This is a genomic window from Streptomyces canus, assembly GCF_030816965.1.
Classification (GTDB): domain Bacteria; phylum Actinomycetota; class Actinomycetes; order Streptomycetales; family Streptomycetaceae; genus Streptomyces; species Streptomyces canus_E.
Window position 1 is genome coordinate 9,290,179 of sequence record NZ_JAUSYQ010000002.1, and the last position, 22,367, is coordinate 9,312,545.

A 22,367-nucleotide genomic window follows, 5' to 3' on the forward strand; every position below is an offset into this window, starting at 1 on the left:
CATGGCGTCGTCCACCGTCTCCCGGGCCCGGCCCGACAGCCGTGCGCCCGACGTCCCGCGCGGGCGTCGGGTCAGGCGCCAGCTCCCGTCGAGCCCCTGGCTGTTCGCCGCACCCGGTCTGCTGATCATCAGCGCGTTCATCCTGTACCCGTTCGTCTCCACGCTGGTGAACGCCTTCACCGACCGCCGCACCCTGATCCCGGGCGAGTTCGTGGGCCTCGCGAACTTCCGTGAGCTGCTGCACGACGACATGTTCTGGATCGGCCTGCGCAACAGCTCGCTGTACGTCCTCGGAGTCGTGCCCGCGCTGGTGATCCTGCCGCTGCTGCTGGCGCTGCTGGTGCAGAAGAACATTCCCGGCATCACCTTCTTCCGGTCCGCCTTCTACACCCCGGTCGTCGCCTCGATCGTCGTGGTCGGCCTCATCTGGGTGTGGCTCCTCGACGAACGCGGCCTGATCAACTCGCTGTTGGAGGCCATCGGGGTCGGGCGGATCGGCTTCCTGAGCGACCAGTGGCTGCTCCTGCTGAGCGCCATGGCCGTCACGGTGTGGAAGGGCCTCGGCTACTACATGATCATTTACCTGGCCGCACTGGCCAACGTGCCGCGTGAGCTGCACGAGGCCGCGGCGGTGGACGGGGCCGGGGCGATCCGGCGGTTCGTCACGGTGACGGTGCCCGCCGTCCGTTCGACCATGGCACTCGTCGGGGCACTGTCCTCGGTCGCCGCCTTCAAGGTGTTCTCCGAGGTCTACCTGATGGCCGGCCCGAGCGGGGGGCCGGCCGGTGAGGACACCACGCTCGTGATGCTCGTCCAGCGCACCGGCACCGGACTGACGGGCCGCGTCGGCTACGCGTCCGCGATCTCGGTCGTCGTCTTCGTCGTCACCGTCGCGCTGATGCTGCTCGTGCTGCGGGCCGACCGGAGGGGGGAGGCGTGACCCGGGTACGCAAGGGCGAACTGGTGCTGCGGTACGTCCTGTTGCTCGCCGTCCTCGCCCTGACCGTCGGCCCCTTCCTCTGGCAGCTGTCGACCTCGCTCAAGGGCCCCACGGAGGACATCTACAGCTCGCCGCCGTCCTTCCTGCCCCGGAATCCGACCTTCCACAACTACGAGCGGGTCGCCGACACCATCCCCGTCTGGGACTACGCCTTCAACTCCCTGAAGGTCGCCACCGCCAACGTCGTGACCAACTGCGTCGGTTCGGCACTCGCCGGATACGCCCTGGCCCGGCTGCGCTACCGCGGCCGCCGCGCGGCCACCCTCGCGTTCGTCCTGGCGATGCTCGTGCCCGTGGAGGGCATCATCATCGCCCAGTTCACCACCATGCGGGAGCTCGGCCTCAACAACACCCTGATCGGCGTGGTCCTGCCGGGCTGCATCGGCGCGATGAACGTCCTGCTGATGCGCAACGCCTTCCTGAACCTGCCGTACGAGATCGAGGAGGCGGCCTACGTCGACGGCGCCAACGTCTGGCAGCGGTTCCTGCGGATCGCGCTGCCGTCGGTGAAGGGGACCGTGGCCGTCGTCGCGATCTTCGCCTTCATGGGCGCCTGGGACGACTTCCTGTGGCCCCTGATCGTGCTGAGCGACCCGTCGAAGTTCACACTCACCATCGGCCTCAACTACCTGCACGGCACCTTCGCCAACGACGAACGGCTCGTCGCCGCGGGCACGGTCATCGCAGTGGCCCCGCTGATCGCCCTCTTCGCCGGCCTCCAGCGGTACTTCTTCCGCGGGGTGGGCGAGGGGGCGGTGAAGGGCTGAACCCCCCCGCTTCGCGTCTGACAAGGACTCCGCATGCCTGCTGCCGTGCGCTTCGGCGTCAACTACACCCCGAGCGTCGGATGGTTCCACCACTGGCTCGACTTCGACCTCGACCCCGTCCGCGCCGACCTCGACTCGATCGCCGCCCTGGGCCTGGACCACATCCGGGTCTTCCCGCTGTGGCCCTACTTCCAGCCGAACCGCACCCTGATCCGGGAGCGGGCCGTCTCGGATCTCGTGCGGCTCGTCGACGCCGCCGCCGAGCGCGGTCTCGACGTCAACGTCGACGGGCTGCAAGGTCACTTGAGCAGCTTCGACTTCCTGCCGGCCTGGACCCGGACCTGGCACCGGCGCAATCTCTTCACCGACCCGGAGGTCGTCGAGGGCCAGGCCGCCTATCTGCGCACGCTGGCGGCGGCGCTGGCGGACCGCCCCAACTTCATCGGCATGACCCTCGGCAACGAGGTCAACCAGTTCTCGGCGGGGCCGCATCCCGACCCCGACCGGGCCACGTCCGAGCAGATCGACGCCTGGCTCACCCGCATGCTCGCCGCCTGCGAGGAAGGGGCCCCCGGCCGACTGCACCTGCACGCCGAGTACGACGCCACCTGGTACCAGGACGACCAGCCCTTCACCCCCGTCCAGGCCGCCCGCCACGGTGCCGTCACCGCCGTGCACTCCTGGGTCTTCAACGGCACCGCCCAGCGCCACGGCCGCACCTCCGTCCCGGCCGAGCACCACGCCGCTTACCTCGTGGAGCTCAGCAAGGCCTGGGCCGAGGACCCGCACCGGCCCGTCTGGCTCCAGGAGGTCGGCGCCCCCGCCCCGCTGGTGCCGCCCGAGCACGCCGCCGCCTTCACCGAGGCGACCGTGGCGAACGCCCTGGACTGCCCCGACCTGTGGGGCATCACCTGGTGGTGTTCCCACGACGTGTCCCGGGAGCTCGCCGACTTCCCGGAACTGGAGTACGGGCTCGGCCTGTTGACCAACGACCGGAAGCCGAAGGAGGCGGCCCGGGCGCTGGAGCGGGCGGCGCGTACGGGCTCGCACGCGCCTGAACGCCGTACGACCGCACTGGTCGTTCCCTCCGACCCCGCCTGCCGTGCGCTCTGCGCGCCCGGTGGCCCGGTCTTCGACGCCTACTTCCGGCTGGTCGCCGACGGCGCCCGCCCCACCACCGTCCTCGACACCCGTGCCGCCGACCAGGACCATCTGTCCGCGCGCGGCATCACCGAGGTCGTCACATCCGATCAGGTACTCCCACCGTTCCTGGGGACTGAGCAGGAGTGAGCCCGTTCAGCCGCACGCCCCGAACGGTCTTGGGCGTTCCCCCACTGCCTCAAGGGCGTGGGAGGTGCCCCCAGGTCCCCGGCGTACTCGACCCCGGGGCGGCGACACGCATCCTGTGCGTGGTCCGGTCCCGGTGCTACGGCCAGAGGCGACGGGAGGCCCCTGACCATCTCTCTGGTGGAGCGGGGGCCCCGCACTCCCCCAGAGGGGGTGCCCCCAGGCGCCGTACCCGGCGTCCCAGCTCGCACGATCACGTCAACCCGATCGGCCCAGGGCCCCGCAAGCCCGCGACCGGACCATCACACGATCGAGCTCACTCGACCTCGTACGCACTCCCCGGCGAGCAGTTACCAACCGCACAAGGACCACTAGGAGGCACCCGCTCGTGAACCCCACCAGACGCACGGTTCTGCTCGCCGCGACCGCGGCGGCGCTGCTGCCCGCGCTGCCGGCGAAGGCAGCGGCGGCGACCACGCTCCAGCCGTACGCCACCTACTGGTACCCGGACTCCCTGCCCTCCGGCGGCCCCGGCACCGGCATCACCTGGCGCAGTCTCAAGGACTGGCGGGCGGTCGACGACGCCGACCTCGCCTTCAACGCGGCCTCCGTACCGCTCGCCGCCCGCTTCACCCCGACCCCCGCGAACACGACGGCACGCGCCGGGCAGGCCCGCATCCAGTCGCTGGTCTCCTTCGGGCCCACCTCGGGCAACCCTTCGCAGGGCTCGGCGACGTCCGACTACTACGCCTTCGGGCACTGGGCCTACGTCGACGAGCTGGTCTTCTGGGGCGGTTCGTCCGGCGAGGGACTGATCCTCGCGCCGAACGCGCCGATCGTGGACGCCGCCCACCGCCACGGCGTGCCCGTGCTCGGCAACGTCTTCCTGCCGCCCGTCGCCTACGGCGGGCAGTTGCAGTGGACCCGGGACCTGGTGCAGAAGGACGCGGCCGGGCGGTATCCACTGGCGGCGCAACTCGTCGCGGTGGCCGCGGCCCACGGCTTCGACGGGTGGTTCGTCAACGCCGAGACCGGCGGAGGGGATGCGGCTCTCGGCGCGGACATGCTGGGATTCGTCCGGGAGCTGAAGTCGCTCGCCGCCGCTCGGGGGCAGCGGGTGACGTGGTACGACTCGATGACCGTGAACGGGACGGTGAGCTGGCAGGGTGCGCTGAACAGCCGCAACCAGGCGTTCTTCGAGGCCGCCGACGACATGTTCGTCGACTTCCGGTGGACGGCGGCCGCTCTGGCTTCCTCGGGCACCCTGGCGCAGCGACTGGGCCGTAGCCGCTACGAATTGTGGGCCGGGGTGGACGTGGAGGCGGGCGGTTGGAACACGTCCGAGAACTGGGACGCGATCGTGCCGGCCGGCAAGCCGCACATCACGTCGATCGGGCTGTACCGGCCGGAGTGGACCCGCAACCACCTGCCCGCCGACCAGCGGTCACCGGAGGACTTCCACGCGGCCGACGACCGCTTCTGGACGGGCCGGTCGCTCGATCCGTCCCGCCCCGACGGGACGGACGGCTGGCGCGCTCCGGCGGTGTCGGTCGCCGACCGGTCGACGGTCACCTCGCTGCCGTTCGCGAGCGTGTTCAACACCGGGCACGGCCTGCGGTGGTACGAGGAGGGTGCCGTCACGTCGGACGCGGCCTGGAACCACCTCGGGTTGCAGGACCGGCTGCCGTCGCGGCAGTGGGTGGTACGGACGGAGGGCTCCCGGCCGGCCGTCTCCTTCGACTTCGCGGACGCCTGGCGGGGCGGAAGCAGTGTGGTCGTGAGTGGCTCGGTTGATGAGCCGGTCACCGTGGATCTGTATGCCGCGCGGCTGCCGATCAGCCACGACACGGTGGTCGAGCTGACCCACCGGATGGACGCGGGTGCGGTGGGCGTCGAGCTGGCCGTGGCCACCGCCGAGCCGGGCGCGTCGGGGGCGACACCGCCGTACGTCCATCTTCCCGTGACCTCCGGCGACGGCTGGCACACCTCGACCGTACGGCTCACCGGGCTCTCCGGGACCGTCCACGCGCTCGGCGTGCGGCTCACCGGCAGCGGCTCGCTGACGTGGCGGCTCGGCGGTCTCGCGGTGTACGACACCCCCGGCACCCCCGCCGCACCTTCCGGCCTGCGGATCACCGCGGCCTCCGGCGGCGACCTGCGCCTCGCGTGGAACGCGGCTCCCGGCGCCGTACGCCACTACACCCTGCACCGGCTTTTGCCCGACGGCAGCCGGCGTTTTCTCGGCGGCACCTGTCAGCGGGCCTACTTCGTCGGCGGCCTCCGGCCCGAACAGGGCGAACGGCAGGCGCGGTTGGAGCTGCGTGCCGTGGGGGAGCTGTACACGTCGTCGGACCCCGTGACCGTGACCCACCCCTGGTAACCCCCGGACCCTTGGAGAGCACCCCGCATGCATGACGACCGCAGCCTGGTCGAAGCCCGCCTCAGGCGCGTCCTCGACGAGCGACTCCGCCCCGCCGTGTACCCCGAGTCCGTGCCGCTGGAAGTGGCGGTGTGGCACGCGCCCGACGAGCCGGTGCCCGTCGCCGAGGGCCTGGCGGCCGAGCCGGAGCCCATCGCCGTGGGCGCCCGCTGGGGTGCTCCCTGGGGCACCAGCTGGTTCCGCGGCACCGGAACCGTCCCCGAGGCGTGGGCCGGGAAGACCGTCGAGGCCCTCCTCGACCTCGGCTTCGACGAGAACATGCCCGGCTTCCAGTGCGAGGGCCTGGTCTACCGGCCCGACGGCACCCCGGTGAAGGGCCTCAACCCGCGCAACCAGTGGGTGCGGATCGGCGCTCCCGTCGAGGGTGGCGAGGAGGTGCGCCTGCACATCGAGGCCGCCTCCAACCCCGTCATCCTCGATTACCACCCCTTCCTGCCCACGCGGTTGGGCGACAAGGAGACCGCGGGCGGCGAACCGCAGTACCGGCTGGCACGTATGGACCTCGCCGTGCTCGACGAGACGGTGTGGCAGCTGGTGATCGACCTGGAGGTGCTCGGTGAGCTGATGGCCGAGCTGCCGGTGGAGTCGGCGCGGCGCTGGGAGATCCTGCGGGCGGTGGAGAAGGCGCTGGACGCGCTGGACCTCCAGGACGTGGGCGGCACGGCGGCGCAGGCCCGTTCGCGGCTGGACAGCGCCTTCGAGGCGCCCGCCGTCCCCTCCGCCCATCGCGTCAGCGCCGTGGGACACGCCCACATCGACTCGGCGTGGCTGTGGCCGCTGCGGGAGACCGTGCGCAAGGTCGCCCGGACGACATCCAACATGACCGCCCTCCTCGACGACGAGCCGGAGTTCGTGTTCGCCATGTCCCAGGCCCAGCAGTGGGCCTGGGTCCGCGACCACCGGCCCGAGGTGTGGGCGCGCGTGAAGAAGGCGGTGGCGGACGGGCGGTTCGTGCCGGCCGGCGGCATGTGGGTGGAGTCGGACACCAACATGCCGGGCTCGGAGGCGATGGCCCGTCAGTTCGTGCACGGCAAACGGTTCTTCCTCGACGAGTTCGGCGTCGAGAACCAGGAGGCGTGGCTGCCCGACACGTTCGGCTTCGCGGCCGGACTGCCGCAGATCATCAAGGCGGCGGGCTCCAAGTGGCTGCTGACACAGAAGATCTCCTGGTCCCAGACCAACAAGTTCCCCCACCACACCTTCCAGTGGGAGGGCATCGACGGCACCCGGATCTTCACGCACTTTCCGCCCGTCGACACCTACAACTGCTCCATGAAGGGCAGCGAAATCGCCCACGCGGCACGGAACTTCAAGGACAAGGGGGTCGCCCGGCACTCCCTCGCCCCCACCGGCTGGGGCGACGGAGGCGGCGGTACGACCCGCGAGATGGTCGCCAAGGCGGCCCGCCTGCGCGACCTCGAAGGCTCGGCGACCGTGACGTGGGAGACCCCGGCGGAGTTCTTCGCGAAGGCCCAGGCCGAATACCCCGAACCGCCCGTCTGGGTCGGCGAGCTCTACCTCGAACTCCACCGCGCGACCCTCACCAGCCAGGCGAAGACCAAGCAGGGCAACCGCCGCAGCGAACACCTCCTGCGCGAGGCGGAGCTGTGGGCGGCGACGGCGGCCGTACGGGCCGGATCGCCCTACCCGTACGAGGAGTTGGACCGCATCTGGAAGACGGTGCTGCTCCACCAGTTCCATGACATCCTGCCGGGGTCGTCGATCGCCTGGGTGCACCGGGAGGCGCGGCGCACGTACGAGCGGCTCGCGGACGAGTTGAACGGCATCATCGACGCGGCCCAGCGCACCCTCGCGGGGGAGGGGACACGGGAACTGCTCTTCAACCCCGCACCCCATGGCCGTGACGGAGTCGCCGCGGGCGGTGCCGGAATCGCGGTCGTCGAGGGGCGGACGACGGTGACCGAGCGGCCCGGCGGCGGGCACGTCCTGGACAACGGCATCCTGCGGGTCGAGGTCGACGCGCGCGGCCTGGCCGTCTCCGTGTACGACATCGAGGCCGACCGCGAGACGATCGCACCGGGCCGTGCCGGCAACCTCCTCCAACTCCACCCGGACTTCCCGAACATGTGGGACGCGTGGGACGTGGACGAGTTCTACCGCAACACGGTCACGGATCTCACCGAGGTGGACGAGCTCGCCCCCGAGGGGCACGGTGTGCGGATCGTGCGGACCTTCGGCGGCTCCCGCGTCACCCAGGTGCTGTCCCTGGGGCCCGGTGAGCGGCGGCTTCTCGTGGACACGGAGGTCGACTGGCACGAGACGGAGAAGTTCCTGAAGCTCGCCTTCCCGCTCGACGTGCACGCCGAACGGTACGCGTCGGAGACGCAGTTCGGGCACTTCCACCGGCCCACGCACACCAACACCTCGTGGGAGGCGGCGAAGTTCGAGGCCTGCAACCACCGCTTCGTGCACCTGGAGGAACCGGGCTGGGGCGTGGCGATCGTCAACGACTCGACGTACGGGCACGACGTGACCCGTACGGTCCGGGTCGACGGCGACCATGGCACGACCACCACGGTCCGGGTGTCGCTGCTGCGGGCCCCGCGTTTCCCCGATCCCGAGACCGACCAGGGCGTCCACCGGTTCCGGCACGCGCTGGTGCCGGGGGCGGGCATCGGGGACGCGGTACGGGAGGGGTGGCGGATCAATCTGCCGGACCGGTCCGTGCGGGGTTCCCAGGAGGTCGCTCCCCTGGTGACCGTCGACCAGGAGGCGGTGGTGATCACAGCCGTCAAACTGGCCGACGACGGGAGCGGGGACGTGGTGGTCCGCTTCCACGAGGCACACGGCGGGCGGGCCCGGGCCACCCTCACGGCGGGGTTCGAGGTCGCCGGGGTCACGGCGACGGATCTGCTGGAGCGCCCGTTGTCCGATGCCCCCTCGCTGCGGCGTGAGGGGAACGAGGTGTTCTTGCGACTGCGGCCGTTCGAGCTGGTCACGCTGCGGTTCGGCAGGGCCTGAGCAAGGGGGCGGGGAGACCCGCCCCCTTCACCGGACGAGCTGATCCTGTCGCACCCGTGCACTCGCCCTGCTCATCCTCGGCCGCGATGCCCGCGGGCGCGGTGGTGGCGGTGACGAGCGCGCCGTGTGCGGGTGTCGGTCCGAGCCGAGGCGTCGGCCGTCGGCGTCCGTGAACCGGACGTCCCCGCGTTCCGGATACGGCCTGTCGTCCCCCCCACCGGACCGCCTGCGCGCGCAGCTCCACCTCGGGCTCCTCTTCGGTCACGCCCCGAGCTGCGCCCGCAGCCACTCCTCCACCTCGCCCACATGCGCGGCCGCCGCCGCCCGGGCCGCCTCCGGGTCGCGGGCGATCAGGGCCCGGTGGATCGCGGCATGCTCGCGCCGCGTGCGTTCGAACGCGCCCTCCTCCTGGTAGCCGCGCCACACCCGCGCCCGGAAGGTGCGCGACGACAGGCCCTCCAGGATCGCCGCCATCGTGTCGTTGCCGGCCGCCACCGCGATCTCGCGGTGGAAGGCCAGGTCGTGGGCGAGGATCTCCTCGGGGTCGTCGGTGGCGTTCATCGCCGCGAGGTGTTTCTCGACCTCGGCCAGCTGGTCGGGCGTGATGCGGGCGGCGGCCAGCGCGGTCGCCGTCGACTCGAGGACGCGGCGCACCTCGAGCAGCTCCACCAGACGCGGGCCCCGGGACAGGTCGGCGACCACGCCGAAGGTCTCCAGCAGGTCACCCGCCTCCAGCTGGGTGACGTAGATGCCCGAGCCGTGCCGGGCCTCCAGCACGCCCATCACCGTCAGCGCCCGGATCGCCTCCCGTATCGAACTGCGGGAGATGCCCAGCTGGACGGCCAGATCTCGCTCGGTCGGCAGCCGCTGGCCGGGCTCCAGCCGGCCCTCGCCGATCATCGCCTTGATCTGCTCGATGGCGCGCTGCGTCACGGTGCCCTTCTGCGGGGCTGTCTCGTCCACGCCATTCCTCCACATCACCGGGGTGCGCCGCAGTCTAACCAGCAGGGTGGTCGGACCACTATGGCCGGAAGACGGGAAAACCTGCCGCCGGAGGGTATTGCAAGGGGTGAGTGGTCTGATAAGTATCGGGCATCTGCTCGAACACGCTCATGCTCGATCACGCTCGACACGCTCAATGAGGAGCCGCCAGATGCCCGGCAGAACAGTGGGGAAGCGGAACAGGTTTCGCATCATCGGCGCGGTGGCCGCGGCCGCGAGCGCCTCGCTCGTGCTTGCCGCGTGCGGCAGCACCAAGGACACCGGCAGCGCCGGCGCCGAGGGAGGCGACGGGACCGGCAAGGTAGGCGTGATCCTGCCGCTGCTGACCTCGCCGTTCTGGCAGTCGTACAACGACTACGTGCCCAAGATGGCCAAGTCCGAGGGGGTGGACACGCTGAAGACGGTCAACTCCAACAGCGACCCCTCCCAGCAGATCACCGACATCAACAACGAGCTCAACCAGGGCGTGAAGGGCCTGGTCGTCGCCCCGCTCGACAGCGCCGCCATCGAGGCCGGCCTCGACCAGGCCGAACGCAAGGGCGTCCCGGTCGTCGCGGTCGACGTGGCCCCCGACAAGGGCAAGGTCGCCATGGTCGTACGGGCGAACAACGTCTCGTACGGCGAGAAGGCCTGCCAGTACCTCGGGGAGCAGATCCCCTCCGGCAAGGTCGTGCAGATCATGGGCGACCTCGCCTCCGTCAACGGCCGCGACCGCTCCGAGGCCTTCCGGGCCTGCGTGAAGAAGAACTTCCCCAAGCTGAAGGTGTTGGAGATCCCCGCCAAGTGGGAGTCCGACGCGGCCGCCTCGCAGCTGGGCACCCTCCTGAACGCCAACCCCGACATCAAGGGCATCTACATGCAGGCCGGCGGCGTCTACCTCGCGCCGACCCTGCAGACCCTCAAGTCCAAGGGATTGCTGAAGAAGGCCGGGCAGGCGGGCCACATCAGGATCGTCTCCAACGACGGCATCCCGCAGGAGTACGACGCCATCCGCAAGGGCGAGATCGACGCCACCGTCTCCCAGCCCGCCGACCTGTACGCCAAGTACGGCATGTACTACATCAAGGCGGCCATGGAAGGAAAGACCTTCAAGCCCGGCCCGACCGACCACGACTCCACGATCGTCAAGCTGTCCAGCGGCATCCTGGAGGACCAGCTGCCCGCGCCCCTGGTCACCAAGGACAACGTCGACGACCCCAAGCTGTGGGGCAACACGGTCAAATGAGCACCCCACTGGTTGAAGCCGAGGGGGTCGTCAAGCGGTACGGCCCCACGACCGCCCTCGCGGACGGCCGCCTCACCGTGCTGCCCGGCGAGTCCCACGCCCTCGTCGGGCGCAACGGGGCGGGCAAGTCCACCCTCGTCACGATCCTCACCGGCCTCCAGGCCCCCGACGAGGGCACCGTCCGCTTCGACGGCGAGCCCGCGCCCCCGCTCGCCGACCGGGACGCCTGGCGGAGCAAGGTCGCCTGCGTCTACCAGAAGCCCACCGTCGTACCCGAGTTGACGGTCGCCGAGAACCTCTTCATCAACCGGCAGCCGCTGCGCCGGGGGTTCATCAGCTGGCGCGGTCTGAAGAAGGAGGCCGCCGAACTCCTCGACACCTGGGACGTGCGCGTCGACCCGGAGTCGCGCACCGCCGACCTCAAGGTCGAGGACCGCCAAATGGTGGAGATCGCACGGGCGTTGAGCTGCGGCGCCCGCTTCATCGTCCTCGACGAGCCGACCGCGCAGCTCGACAAGCGGGAGATCGAGCGGCTCTTCGGCAGGATGCGCGCGCTCCAGGACTCCGGTGTCACCTTCCTGTTCATCTCGCACCACCTCCAGGAGGTGTACGAGGTGTGCCAGACGGTGACGGTCCTCAGGGACGCCCGCTGGATCACCACGGCCCCGGTCGCCGACATGCCCCGGGCGGCCCTGGTCGAGGCCATGGCCGGCGAGACCGTCGCCGAGCAGGCGGGCCGGCTCAGGGAGGTCGAGAACACCGCGCCCGTCCTTCTCGACGTGCGCGGCCTCACCTCCGACGCCTACGAGGACGTCGACCTCACCGTGCGCCGCGGTGAGGTCGTCGGACTCGCCGGCATCAGCGGCAGCGGCAAGATCGAGCTCGCCGAGTCCTTCACGGGACTGCACACGCCGACCGGTGGAACAGCCCAACTGGGCGGCAGGCCACTGCCGTTCGGCGACGTACAGGCCAGTCTCAAGGCGGGCGTCGGCTTCGTGCCGCGCGACCGGCACGCACAGGGCCTGGTCTTCGGCATGACCATCGGCGACAACGCCACCCTCAGTGTCCTGGACCGGCTCGGCCGCTACGGCTTCGTCGGCACCGACCGCAAGCGCGGCTTCGCCGCCGAGCTGATCGACCGGCTCGACATCCACACCGAGGGCCCCGACCAGCCCGTCTCCGACCTCTCCGGCGGCAACGCGCAGAAGGTCGTCATGGCCCGCGCCCTCGCCTCCGACCCCCGCCTGCTGGTCCTCATCAACCCCACGGCGGGCGTCGACGTGAAGTCGAAGGAGTCCCTGCTCTCCCGCGTGGACACCGCCCGCGACGATGGCACCGCGGTTCTGGTCGTCTCCGACGAACTCGACGACCTGCGGCGCTGTGACCGCGTCCTCGTCCTCTTCCACGGCCGCGTGGTCGCCGAGCACCCGGCCGGCTGGCGCGACCGCGAGCTGATCGCCTCCATCGAAGGAGTGGACCACCATGGCTGACACGCAGGCTCCGCCGGTGAAGCAGGTGAGCGTGCCCGAGGTACGGTCAGCGCGGGCTCTGCTGCTGCGCCGAGCTCGCGAACTCGCTCTCGTGCCGGCGCTGTTGTTGTTGCTCGTACTCGGTGCCGTACTCAACGACTCCTTCTTCACCGAGGCCACCCTGATCTCCATCCTGACCTCATCCGCGGCGCTGGCGATGGTGGTGCTCGCCGAGTCGCTGGTGCTCATCACCGGCAAGTTCGACCTGTCACTGGAGTCGATGGTCGGCATCGCGCCGGCGGTGGCGGCACTTCTGGTACTGCCGGCCGCACAGTCCGGCTGGGGCACGGAGCTCCCCGCTCCCGTCGCCCTGCTGGCCATCCCCCTCGTGGGCGCGGCCATCGGCGCCTTCAACGGCCTCCTTGTGGTGAAGGTGAAGCTCAACGCGTTCATCGTCACGCTTGCCATGCTGATCATCTTGCGTGGCCTCCTCGTAGGCGCCACGAAGGGCAAGACGTTGTTCGGCATGCCGGATTCGTTCTTCTCGCTGGCCACCACCACGTTCCTGCACATCCCCATGTCGGTCTGGCTCGCCGCCGCCGCTTTCGCCGTTGCCGGGCTGGTGCTCAAGTACCACCGTGTCGGGCGGTCGTTGTACGCGATCGGCGGCAATCTCGAAGCGGCCCGCGCCGCAGGCATCCGCGTCGACCGTGTCCGGCTGGGTGTCTACATCGTCGCCGGGGTTCTCGCCTCGATCGGTGGACTCATGTACACCGGCTACGTCGGCGCGATCGGCGCCAACCAGGGCCAGAACATGATCTTCACGGTGTTCGCCGCCGCTGTCATCGGAGGTATCAGTCTCGACGGCGGCCGCGGCACCATGTTCGGGGCCCTGACGGGCGTTCTTCTGCTGGGCGTGGTCAAGACCATGCTCACCATGGCCCAGGTGCCGCCCTCCTGGATCGACGCCATCTACGGCGGAATCATCCTGCTCGCACTCATGATCGCCCGAGTGACGACGGGCCGGGCCCAGGACTGACCCCGCCCGCGTCCCCGTCACCTACCGAAAGGCACTCCGTGTCCCCGACCCCCGCCCGCATCACTGCGGTAGACACCTACGACATCCGCTTCCCCACCTCGCGCGAGCTCGACGGCTCCGACGCGATGAACCCGGACCCCGACTACTCGGCGGCCTACGTCGTGCTGCGCACGGACGCCGCCGACGGGCACGAGGGGCACGGATTCACCTTCACCATCGGGCGGGGCAACGAGGTCCAGGTCGCCGCGATCGAGGCGCTGCGCGGGCATGTGGTCGGACGGTGGGTGGACGAACTGTGCGCGGACCCGGGGACGTTGAACCGCGACCTGATCGGCGACAGCCAGTTGCGCTGGCTCGGACCCGAGAAGGGCGTGATGCACATGGCGATCGGCGCGGTCGTCAACGCCGTGTGGGACCTGGCCGCCAAACGCGCGGACAAGCCGCTGTGGCGGCTGCTGGCCGAGGGCGACCCCGAGTGGCTGGTCGGCCAGATCGACTTCCGCTACCTCACGGACGCGCTCACCCCGCAGGAGGCCCTGGAGATCCTGCGGCGGGGGCGCGAGGGGGCCGAGGACCGGGTCGCCGAGCTCCTCGCCACCGGCTACCCCGCCTACACCACCTCCGCCGGCTGGCTCGGCTACGACGACGAGAAGCTCACCCGGCTCGCGGCCGAGGCCGTCGCCGACGGCTTCCGGCAGATCAAGCTCAAGGTCGGCGCGGATCTGGAGGACGACGTACGGCGCTGCCGTGTCGCCCGCCAGGTCGTCGGCGCCGACATCCGCATGGCGATCGACGCCAACCAGCGCTGGGACGTCGACGAGGCGATCCGCTGGACCAAGGCCCTCGCCGAGTTCGACCCGTACTGGATCGAGGAGCCCACCAGCCCCGACGACATCCTCGGCCACGCGACGATCCGCAAGGCCGTCGCCCCGGTCAAGGTCGCCACCGGCGAGCACGTCCAGAACCGGGTCGTCTTCAAGCAGCTGCTCCAGGCCGGCGCCCTCGACGTCGTCCAGATCGACGCGGCCCGCGTCGGCGGCGTCAACGAGAACCTCGCCATCCTGCTGCTCGCCGCCAAGTTCGGCGTGCCGGTCTGCCCGCACGCGGGCGGGGTCGGCCTGTGCGAACTCGTCCAGCACCTGTCGATGTTCGACTACGTGGCCGTCACCGGCACCACCGAGGACCGGGTCATCGAGTACGTCGACCATCTGCACGACCACTTCCTCGATCCCGTGGTGATCCGGGAAGGCCACTACACGGCACCCGTCGCGCCGGGCTTCTCGGCCGCCATGCGCCCCGAGTCCATTGCGCGGTACACGTTCCCCGGAGGCGCCTTCTGGGCAGAAGACCTCGCCGACGACACGCAGAAGAAGGGGCAGGCGGCATGAGTGACTTCGAGGGTCTCAAGGCCCTGGTGACCGGCGGCGCCTCCGGCATCGGCCGGGCCACCGCGGAACTCCTCGTCGCACGCGGCGCCCAGGTCGCCGTCCTCGACCTGGACCCGTCCTCGGTCGAGAAGCCGCTGCTCGCCTACCGCGCCGACGTCACCGACGACGCCTCCGTCCGCGAGGCCGTGGCCGCCGCCGTGGCCGAACTCGGCGGACTCGACGTCGTGGTCAACAACGCGGGCATCGGCGCCCAGGGCACCGTGGCGGACAACGACGACGACGAATGGCACCGCGTCCTCGACGTCAACGTCGTCGGCATGGTCCGCGTCGCCCGCGCCGCCCTGCCCCACCTGCGCGCGTCCGCGCACGCGGCGATCGTGAACACTTCCTCCATCGCGGCCACGGCGGGCCTTCCGCAGCGGGCGCTGTACAGCGCGACCAAGGGGGCGGTGTACTCCCTGACCCTCGCCATGGCCGCCGACCACGTCCGCGAGGGCATCCGCGTGAACTGCGTCAACCCCGGCACGGCGGACACCCCGTGGATCGGGCGGCTGCTCGCCAAGGCCCCCGACCCGGCGGCCGAACGAGCCGCCCTGGAGGCCCGCCAGCCCACCGGCCGGCTCGTCTCGGCGGACGAGGTCGCGGGCGCCATCGCCTACTTGGCCAGCCCGCTCTCCGGCGCGACCACCGGCACCTCTCTCGCCGTCGACGGCGGCATGCAGGGCCTGCGCCTGAGGCCGGTGGGCCAGTGAACACCCTCGGCACGAGCGGTGTGCGGGTCAGCGGACTGGGCTTCGGCGCCGCCGTCATCGGCAACCTCTTCACCGAGGTCAGCGACGAACAGGCGCACGAGGCGGTCACCGCCGCCTGGCAGCGCGGCATCCGCTACTTCGACACCGCCCCGCACTACGGTCTCGGACTGTCGGAACGCCGGCTGGGGGAGGCACTGCGCGAGCATCCGCGCGCGGAGTACACCCTCTCCACGAAGGTGGGCCGCCGCCTGGAGCCGTCCGGGGACGGCGGCGACGATCTCGCCGACGGCTTCGCGGTTCCCGCCACGCGGCGCCGCGTGTGGGACTTCAGCGCCGACGGCGTACGACGCACCCTCGAGTCGAGCCTCGAACGGCTCGGCCTCGACCGCGTGGACGTCGTCTACCTCCACGATCCCGACGACCACGCCGAAGAGGCCTTCCGCGAGGGCTACCCGGCCCTGGAGAAGCTCCGCTCCGAGGGTGTCGTCGGGGCGATCGGCGCCGGCATGAACCAGGCCGGGATGCTGACCCGCTTCGTCCGCGAGACCGACGTCGACGTGGTGCTGTGCGCCGGCCGCTACACCCTGCTCGACCAGAGCGCGCTCGCCGAGCTGCTCCCCGCCGCCGTGGCACGGGGCGTCTCCGTGGTGATCGGCGGCGCCTTCAACTCCGGGCTGCTCGCTGATCCGAGGCCCGGAGCGACGTACAACTACGCGCAGGCCTCCGGGGACGTGCTGGACCGGGCCCTGCGCATGCGGGAGGCCGCCGAGCGGCACGGCATCAGTCTGCGTGCCGCCGCCCTCGCCTTCTGTGCCGCCCACCCGGCCGTCGCGAGCGTCCTGGTGGGTGCCCGCTCGGCGGCCGAAGTCCAGGATGCCGCCGACCAGTTCGCGACCCCGGTGCCCCCTGTCTTCTGGCAGGAACTGCGCGACACCGGTCTCCTGACCACCGAGGAGCCGTCATGAGAGTCGCCCTGCACACCAAGGTCCGCGCGGACCGCGTCGAGGAGTACGAGGCCGCGCACCGCGAGGTCCCCGTCGAACTCACCGACGCGATCCGCGCCGCCGGGGCCCACTCCTGGACGATCTGGCGCAGCGGCACCGACCTCTTCCATGTCCTGGAGTGCGAGGACTACGGCCGCCTCCTCGCCGAGCTGGAGAAGCTCCCGGTGAACGTCACCTGGCAGGCCCGCATGGCCGAACTCCTCGACGTGGCGCACGACTACTCCGACGAGGGCGCCGACGCCGGCCTGCCCGTCGTGTGGGAGCTGCCATGACGGTGGACGCGCACCACCATGTGTGGGACCTGTCGGTGCGGGACCAGGACTGGATCGGCTCGGACAGCCCGCTGCGACGGAACTTCACGATCGAGGACCTCGCCCCCGAGGCCCGCGCGGCAGGCGTCGAACGCACGGTCCTCGTCCAGACGATCACCGTGCCCGAGGAGACCCCGGAGTTCCTGGCCCTCGCGGCCCGCCACGACGTGATCGCGGGTGTCGTGGGCTGGACCGACCTGAGCCGTCCCGATACCGCCGACGAGTTGGCACGTCTGCGCGAACTCCCCGGCGGGACCTTCCTCAAGGGCATCCGCCACCAGGTCCAGGGTGAGCCGGATCCCGAGTGGCTGCTGCGGCCGGACGTACGCCGAGGCCTGACCGCGGTAGCCGAAGCGGGTCTGGTGTACGACCTGGTCGTCCTGCCGCACCAACTGCCCGCCTGCGCCAAGGCGGCCGAGTCGCTGCCACACCTCACCTTCGTCCTCGACCACTTGGGCAAACCGCCCATCGCCTCCGGCGCCATGGAACCCTGGGCGGTCGGCGTCCGTGCCCTCGCCGCCCTGCCCAACACCGTCTGCAAACTCTCCGGCATGGTCACCGAGGCGGACCTCGGCTCCTGGACGATCGACGACCTGCGCCCGTACGCGGACACGGTCCTGGACGCCTTCGGCCCGGACCGTCTCATGTTCGGCTCAGACTGGCCGGTGTGCACACTGGGAGCGACATACGGGGAAGTGCTCGACGCCGCACGCCGGTTGACACCCGTGTCCGCACACCCCCAGGTCTTCGGGGCCACGGCCACGCGCGTCTACGGACTCGGCGACTCCGGGACGTAACCGTCCCGTCCGTACGCCGACCCCTTCTAGGGACTCACGACCTCCGCCAGCCGCGTAGGCGGCAGAAACTCCCGCACATACGTCCGCTCCCAGCACGCCCCCGTCTCCCGCAGCTCCCGCCACGTCGTGTACCGGTACCGGAAGAGGCGGGCGCGGACATGGCGGGGCGGCTCGTCCGGCGGGAACGGTGAGCGGCGCAACAGCCTCAGCGTGGCGGGGTCGTTCTCCAGGAGCCGTTCGACCATGGTGCCGAACCACGCCTGGGCGTACGCCGGGGACAGCGCGGCGAACCACATCATCCAGTCCAGACGCAGATGGTAGGGCGCGAACTGGCGCGGCCAGCGCCGTGGATCGCCCGGCTTGCCCTTGAACTCGTACTCCTTCCACTCGGAGTCCCTGCGCGGTACGTCGTCCGCCGTACCCTCGACCACCACCTCGTAGCGGATCCGGCTGACGCTGCCGAACGCGCCGTAGGTGTTGACCAGATGGAGCGGGTCGAAGGAGCGGTTCATGATCTGGCTCCGGGAGATCATGTTGCGGACCGGGTGGTAGCTCAGGCCCAGGAGCAGCGCGGCGACGGCGAGGACCACCACCTCGTACCAGAGCGGAGTGGCGGGCAGGTCCGGTGCCTCGCCCGAGAGGTCCAGCGCCGGCACCGCCAGCACGATCGTGATCCAGTTCAGCCAGGCGAAGTTGCCCGAGAGCACCAGCCACAGCTGAGTCGCGATCATCAGGGACGCGGCCGCCGTGGCGATCGGCTGCGGGGTGAACAGGAGGAAGGGAACCACGAGCTGGGTGACGTGGTTCGCGGCCACCTCCACCCGGTGCAGCGGCCGGGGCAGATGGTGGAAGAACCAGCTCAGCGGCCCCGGCATCGGCTGGGTCTCGTGGTGGTGGTCGAGGCAGGTGAGCTTGCGCCAGCAGGCGTCGCCGCGCATCTTGATGAGCCCCGCGCCGAACTCGACCCGGAACAGGATCCAGCGCAGGAGGAACAGCACCAGGACCGGCGGGGCCACGTCGTCGTTGCCGAGGAACACCGCGAGGAAGCCGACCTCCAGCAGCAGGGACTCCCAGCCGAAGCCGTACCAGGTCTGGCCCACGTTGACGATCGACAGATACAGCAGCCACGGCACCAGCCACAGCAGCATCCCGCCCCACAGCGGCAGCCAGGAGTCGAGGCCCGCCGCCAGCGCGACCGCCACCGCGCAACCCGTCCCCGCGCAGAGAGCGAAGAAACGGTCCGAGTAGTGCAGTTGGAAGAGACTCGGCGCCCTCCGGAAGGGCACGCGGGCGACGAAACGCGGGATGGGCAGCATCCCGCGCTCCCCGAGCAGCGCCCGGAACTGCAGGGCCGCCGCCAGGAACGCGACGAAGTACAGCCCGGCCAGAGCCCGCTGGAAGACCAGCCGGCTCAGCCAGTAGTCGGGTGCGGTGAACCAGTCCACGGCCGTCTTCTCCTGCCTCCATTGTCCCGCCGAACCCTGCGTGACTCCCCGTGTACCTTCCCTCCGCTTGCGTAACCAAAGTGAGCGAAGCAGACAATAGTGACGAACTGTGCGGTATGGATGGGAGAACATGGTGCGGATACCCACCCAGGCCCTCGTCGCGGCCTGCGTGCTCGCGGCGGCACTCCTCGTTGCCGGATGCGGCGGAGGCGGCGACGAGAACAACGCCGAGGCGGACGGTGACGTGTTTCTTCAGCCGGCGGCGGCTCAGGGCCCGAGCCCCTTCACCCGCTCCTCGGTGACCTCGGTGACCTCGGTGAAGTCGGTGACCGTACCCCCGCCCCTCACCCGAACGCCCCAGCCGGCCCCGAGGACCGTCTCCGGCGGGATGCCCGGTCTCTACGGCGGCATCGAGCGCGTCGGCAGCTGTGACGTGGCTCGGCAGCTCGACGAGCTGACCGCGGACCGGTCCAGGGAGCGTGCGTTCGCCCAGGTCGTGGGCGTCTCTCCGGACGCGGTGCCGGACTTCCTGCGCGGGCTCGCCCCGGTCGTCCTGCGGGCGGACACCCTCGTCACCGACCACCGCTATCGCGCCGGCCGGGCGAGCGGCTTCCAGTCCGTCCTCCAGGCGGACACCGCCGTCCTCGTCGACGACCGTGGTGTCCCGCGGGTCCGCTGCGCCTGTGGCAACCCCTTGACGCCGCCGGTGGCGATTCCGGGCGGCGCGGTCGTGGGCGGGCAGCCGTGGCCCGGATACCGGCCCGCCCGGGTGGTCGTGGTGGCCCCCAGCGAGCGGGTCATCACCAACCTCACGATCATCGACCTCGTCGACACCACCTGGATCGAACGGTTGATCGGCAACGACTGCCGGCACGACCATGTCGTACCTCCGCCGCAGCCGGAACCGCCGACTCCCACGTCGGCTCCCGCGACGCCTCTCGGTCCGCGCCCGGACGAGACGGCGTCCCCGGAGGCCTCGCCGAGCACCGGGAGCGACTGCGTCACCCTCACCGGCGCACCCGGCGTCGTCGCGACCGCGGAGCCGTACGACGAGAACTGCCCCGCGGCCACCCTGCTGCCCACGACCGGGCCCGGCCTTCCCGCGCTTCCGCCGGACGGCACCCGTACGGCCGTCCCCGGGGACCCCGAGACCGGAATCGGCCCCGAGACCGTCCCGGACACCCCCGATCTCCCCGACGGCGGCGGACTGATCCCCGACGGTCCGTCGGAGCCGGCCGGCGCGGACACCGTCTTCGCCGGCCCCGCCGACGTCTTCGGTGTCTGATGGACTCGGAGCGTATGTGTCTCCCGGTCGAAGAATCGGACAAATCCTGGCAAGGTGGCCCCATGGTTGATCGGGGAGCGAGCGCCCTGTCACTCCCGGACGACTGGCCCGCCCACCCGGATCCGATCCTGGCGCTCAACCGCATGGGCAGCTTCGACTGGGACCTGGACAGCGGTCTGTTCCACATGGACGCCCAGGCCCACGAGGTCTTCGACCTGCGCCCCGACGAGTACGACGGAAACCCGATGAGCCTCGCCGTCCGGGTGCCGAGGGCCGAGGCGCACCGGCTCGACGCCCTGGTCGCCCAGGCCATCAAGGACGGCAGCGAGAACTACGGCGCCTACTTCCGCCTGCGCTGCCGTGACGGCAGCCTGCGCTGGACGCACACCCAGGGCTACATCCGACGGGACGGGACGGGCCGCCCGCGCCGGATCATCGGCATCGTCCGCGACGCCACCCAGGAAGTGGGCGAGCTGGAGAACCACCGGGAGCAGGTCGCCGAGGACGAGGCCAGGCGCCAGCAGACCAACGTCGTCCAGCTCACCACGGCCGCTCTCGCCCATGCCCGGACCGTCCAGGACGTCATCGACGTCCTCAAGGACACCCACGGCCTCACCCACCTCGGCGCCACCAGCCTGGTCATGGGTCTGGTCGAGGCCGGCCGGATCCGGCTGATCGCCGAGGGCCCCGCGGGCAGCTTCGTGCCCGGCACCGACATCACCCGGATCGACGAGCCGTACCCGATGAGCGAGGCCGTGCGCACGCTCACCCCGCGCTTCATCGAGTCGCCGCAGGAGTTCGCCGATCGCTACCCGATCCTGTGGCCGCACATCACCGGCCTCAACATCACCTCCGCCGCCTACCTCCCGCTGATCGCCGAGGCCCGTCCGATCGGTGCGATGGGTCTGCTGTACAGCGACCGGTACGGGTTCACCCCCGAGGATCGCAACGTCCTGATCGCCCTCGGCAGCAGCATCGCCCAGAGTCTCCAGCGGGCCATGCTGTACGAGCAGGAGAAGGACCTCGCCACCGGGCTCCAGCAGGCGATGCTGCCGCGCACCATCCCGAGCGTCCCCGGCGTCGATGTCGCCGTCCGCTACCGGGCCGCCAGCGCCGAAGGCTCGCTGGGCCGGGACATCGGCGGCGACTGGTACGACCTGATCCCGCTGCCCGGCGGCCGCGTCGGCGCCGTCATCGGAGACGTCCAGGGCCATGACACGCACGCCGCCGCCGTCATGGGTCAGCTGCGGATCGTCCTCAGGGCCTACGCCGCCGAGGGGCACACCCCGGCCACCGTGATGGCCCGCGCCTCCGTGTTCCTCCACGAGCTCGACACCGACCGCTTCGCGACCTGCCTGTACGCGGAGGCCGACCTGTCCACCGGAGTCGTCCAGGTGGTCCGGGCGGGCCACATCGACCCGCTGGTCCGGCAGGCCGCGGGCACCTGCCGCCGGGTGACCGTGGAAGGTGGACTGCCGCTCGGGCTGTCCGCCGAGTTCGGGCAGCTCGACTATCCCGTCTCCACCCTCGAACTCGACCCCGGGGACACCCTGCTGCTGTGCACCGACGGGCTGGTCGAAGAGCCCGGTGCCGACCTCGACGACGGTATGCAGACCCTCACGACCCTCATCACGGACGGTCCCACCGACGTGTGGGAGCTGGCCGACCGGCTCATCGACGTGGCCGAGGAACGCGCCGGCGACGACGACGTGGCGCTGCTCCTGCTGCTCCGCCGTGGCCTGGACGCCCAGCAGCCCGGCGGCCGCCTCCAACAGCATGTGCCGCCCGGGGACCCCGAGGCCCTCACCCAGGCCCGGCACATGATCCGGGCCGCGGTCGGCGCCTGGGGCGCGCGGGAGCGCTCCGACGAGATCGAACTGGTCGCCGACGAGCTGATCACCAACGCCCTGATGCACACCGAGGGCGCCGCGATCGTCACCCTGCGGGTCCTGACCGGCTCCGACCGGCGGATGCGCGTCGAGGTCGAGGACTCCTCCAGCGCCCTGCCGCGCCGCCGCGAGGCGGGCGAGTCGGGGGTCTCGGGCCGAGGCCTGCTCCTGGTCGACCTGCTGAGCGATGTCTGGGGCGTGGAGGCGCGGGGCGGCGGGAAGTGCGTGTGGTGCGAGTTCGTCGTACGTGAGCGGACCTGACCTGACCGCAGCGGCCCCCGGTGG

Annotated in this window: 17 protein-coding genes; 15 read left to right on the plus strand and 2 right to left on the minus strand. The window is 71.0% G+C overall.

Going from position 1 to position 22,367, the window contains the following annotated elements; genetic code table 11:
* Nucleotide 1: 1 nt before the first annotated feature.
* The 5 genes from QF027_RS43380 to QF027_RS43400 all read left to right on the plus strand — a co-directional run bounded on the left by QF027_RS43380 (nucleotide 2) and on the right by QF027_RS43400 (nucleotide 8,476).
* The gene (locus QF027_RS43380) at nucleotides 2-940 is read left to right on the plus strand and encodes a carbohydrate ABC transporter permease (protein ID WP_307080931.1); all 939 of its coding nucleotides are present in this window, start codon (nucleotides 2-4) and stop codon (nucleotides 938-940) included.
* Nucleotides 937-1,767, plus strand: coding sequence for a carbohydrate ABC transporter permease (locus tag QF027_RS43385; RefSeq protein ID WP_307080933.1), 831 nt, complete (start codon nucleotides 937-939; stop codon nucleotides 1,765-1,767). Before QF027_RS43380 ends, QF027_RS43385 begins: the two co-directional genes overlap by 4 nt.
* A 33-nt stretch (nucleotides 1,768-1,800) precedes the next feature.
* Entirely contained in the window at nucleotides 1,801-3,057 is a 1,257-nt protein-coding gene (locus QF027_RS43390) for a glycoside hydrolase 5 family protein (RefSeq protein ID WP_307080935.1), read from the plus strand.
* A gap of 385 nt (nucleotides 3,058-3,442) precedes the next feature.
* Nucleotides 3,443-5,434: an endo-beta-N-acetylglucosaminidase gene (locus QF027_RS43395; protein ID WP_307080937.1), complete on the plus strand. Its 1,992-nt coding sequence runs from the start codon at nucleotides 3,443-3,445 to the stop codon at nucleotides 5,432-5,434.
* A gap of 27 nt (nucleotides 5,435-5,461) precedes the next feature.
* Nucleotides 5,462-8,476 carry an alpha-mannosidase gene (locus QF027_RS43400; RefSeq protein ID WP_307080939.1) on the plus strand — a complete coding sequence of 1,005 codons (3,015 nt, stop codon included), beginning with the start codon at nucleotides 5,462-5,464 and terminating at the stop codon, nucleotides 8,474-8,476.
* A 261-nt stretch (nucleotides 8,477-8,737) separates the two neighbouring features.
* Here the strand turns inward: QF027_RS43400 and QF027_RS43405 are convergent, their stop codons facing one another.
* A complete protein-coding gene (locus QF027_RS43405; protein ID WP_306973369.1) occupies nucleotides 8,738-9,439 on the minus strand; it encodes a FadR/GntR family transcriptional regulator in 702 nt (233 codons plus the stop codon).
* Between the two features lie 190 nt (nucleotides 9,440-9,629).
* Between QF027_RS43405 and QF027_RS43410 the strand changes: the two genes are divergently transcribed.
* The 8 genes from QF027_RS43410 to QF027_RS43445 are packed head-to-tail and all read left to right on the plus strand — an operon-like array spanning nucleotide 9,630 to nucleotide 17,463.
* Nucleotides 9,630-10,703, plus strand: a complete 1,074-nt coding sequence (locus QF027_RS43410) for a sugar ABC transporter substrate-binding protein (protein ID WP_307080941.1) — start codon at nucleotides 9,630-9,632, stop codon at nucleotides 10,701-10,703.
* Entirely contained in the window at nucleotides 10,700-12,193 is a 1,494-nt protein-coding gene (locus tag QF027_RS43415) for a sugar ABC transporter ATP-binding protein (protein WP_307080943.1), read from the plus strand. Before QF027_RS43410 ends, QF027_RS43415 begins: the two co-directional genes overlap by 4 nt.
* Nucleotides 12,186-13,211, plus strand: a complete 1,026-nt coding sequence (locus tag QF027_RS43420; protein ID WP_306973366.1) for an ABC transporter permease — start codon at nucleotides 12,186-12,188, stop codon at nucleotides 13,209-13,211. Before QF027_RS43415 ends, QF027_RS43420 begins: the two co-directional genes overlap by 8 nt.
* 38 nt (nucleotides 13,212-13,249) lie before the next feature.
* On the plus strand, nucleotides 13,250-14,599 hold the full coding sequence (locus tag QF027_RS43425) for an L-fuconate dehydratase (RefSeq protein WP_307080945.1): 1,350 nt from the start codon (nucleotides 13,250-13,252) through the stop codon (nucleotides 14,597-14,599).
* Nucleotides 14,596-15,351: an SDR family NAD(P)-dependent oxidoreductase gene (locus QF027_RS43430; protein WP_306973364.1), complete on the plus strand. Its 756-nt coding sequence runs from the start codon at nucleotides 14,596-14,598 to the stop codon at nucleotides 15,349-15,351. Before QF027_RS43425 ends, QF027_RS43430 begins: the two co-directional genes overlap by 4 nt.
* The gene (locus QF027_RS43435) at nucleotides 15,348-16,316 is read left to right on the plus strand and encodes an aldo/keto reductase (RefSeq protein WP_307080947.1); all 969 of its coding nucleotides are present in this window, start codon (nucleotides 15,348-15,350) and stop codon (nucleotides 16,314-16,316) included. The genes QF027_RS43430 and QF027_RS43435 overlap by 4 nt, the downstream gene beginning before the upstream one ends.
* The gene (locus QF027_RS43440) at nucleotides 16,313-16,627 is read left to right on the plus strand and encodes an L-rhamnose mutarotase (RefSeq protein WP_306973362.1); all 315 of its coding nucleotides are present in this window, start codon (nucleotides 16,313-16,315) and stop codon (nucleotides 16,625-16,627) included. The genes QF027_RS43435 and QF027_RS43440 overlap by 4 nt, the downstream gene beginning before the upstream one ends.
* Nucleotides 16,624-17,463 carry an amidohydrolase family protein gene (locus tag QF027_RS43445; protein ID WP_307080948.1) on the plus strand — a complete coding sequence of 280 codons (840 nt, stop codon included), beginning with the start codon at nucleotides 16,624-16,626 and terminating at the stop codon, nucleotides 17,461-17,463. The genes QF027_RS43440 and QF027_RS43445 overlap by 4 nt, the downstream gene beginning before the upstream one ends.
* A gap of 26 nt (nucleotides 17,464-17,489) precedes the next feature.
* Here the strand turns inward: QF027_RS43445 and QF027_RS43450 are convergent, their stop codons facing one another.
* The gene (locus tag QF027_RS43450; protein ID WP_307080950.1) at nucleotides 17,490-18,908 is read right to left on the minus strand and encodes a lipase maturation factor family protein; all 1,419 of its coding nucleotides are present in this window, start codon (nucleotides 18,906-18,908) and stop codon (nucleotides 17,490-17,492) included.
* Nucleotides 18,909-19,038: 130 nt separating this feature from the next.
* On the opposite strand from QF027_RS43450, the gene QF027_RS43455 reads away from it, so the two are divergent.
* Nucleotides 19,039-20,193, plus strand: a complete 1,155-nt coding sequence (locus QF027_RS43455) for a DUF6777 domain-containing protein (protein ID WP_307080952.1) — start codon at nucleotides 19,039-19,041, stop codon at nucleotides 20,191-20,193.
* A gap of 62 nt (nucleotides 20,194-20,255) precedes the next feature.
* Complete coding sequence (locus QF027_RS43460; protein ID WP_307080954.1) at nucleotides 20,256-22,343, plus strand: SpoIIE family protein phosphatase; 2,088 nt, start codon at nucleotides 20,256-20,258, stop codon at nucleotides 22,341-22,343.
* Nucleotides 22,344-22,367 lie beyond the last annotated feature (24 nt).

Coding starts and splice junctions, on each gene's coding strand:
- QF027_RS43380 (WP_307080931.1), top strand. CDS start 2: ATGGCGTCGTCCACCGTCTCCCGGGCCCGGCCCGACAGCCGTGCGCCC.
- QF027_RS43390 (WP_307080935.1), top strand. CDS start 1,801: ATGCCTGCTGCCGTGCGCTTCGGCGTCAACTACACCCCGAGCGTCGGA.
- QF027_RS43400 (WP_307080939.1), top strand. CDS start 5,462: ATGCATGACGACCGCAGCCTGGTCGAAGCCCGCCTCAGGCGCGTCCTC.
- QF027_RS43410 (WP_307080941.1), top strand. CDS start 9,630: ATGCCCGGCAGAACAGTGGGGAAGCGGAACAGGTTTCGCATCATCGGC.
- QF027_RS43415 (WP_307080943.1), top strand. CDS start 10,700: ATGAGCACCCCACTGGTTGAAGCCGAGGGGGTCGTCAAGCGGTACGGC.
- QF027_RS43420 (WP_306973366.1), top strand. CDS start 12,186: ATGGCTGACACGCAGGCTCCGCCGGTGAAGCAGGTGAGCGTGCCCGAG.
- QF027_RS43430 (WP_306973364.1), top strand. CDS start 14,596: ATGAGTGACTTCGAGGGTCTCAAGGCCCTGGTGACCGGCGGCGCCTCC.
- QF027_RS43440 (WP_306973362.1), top strand. CDS start 16,313: ATGAGAGTCGCCCTGCACACCAAGGTCCGCGCGGACCGCGTCGAGGAG.
- QF027_RS43445 (WP_307080948.1), top strand. CDS start 16,624: ATGACGGTGGACGCGCACCACCATGTGTGGGACCTGTCGGTGCGGGAC.
- QF027_RS43455 (WP_307080952.1), top strand. CDS start 19,039: ATGGTGCGGATACCCACCCAGGCCCTCGTCGCGGCCTGCGTGCTCGCG.
- QF027_RS43460 (WP_307080954.1), top strand. CDS start 20,256: ATGGTTGATCGGGGAGCGAGCGCCCTGTCACTCCCGGACGACTGGCCC.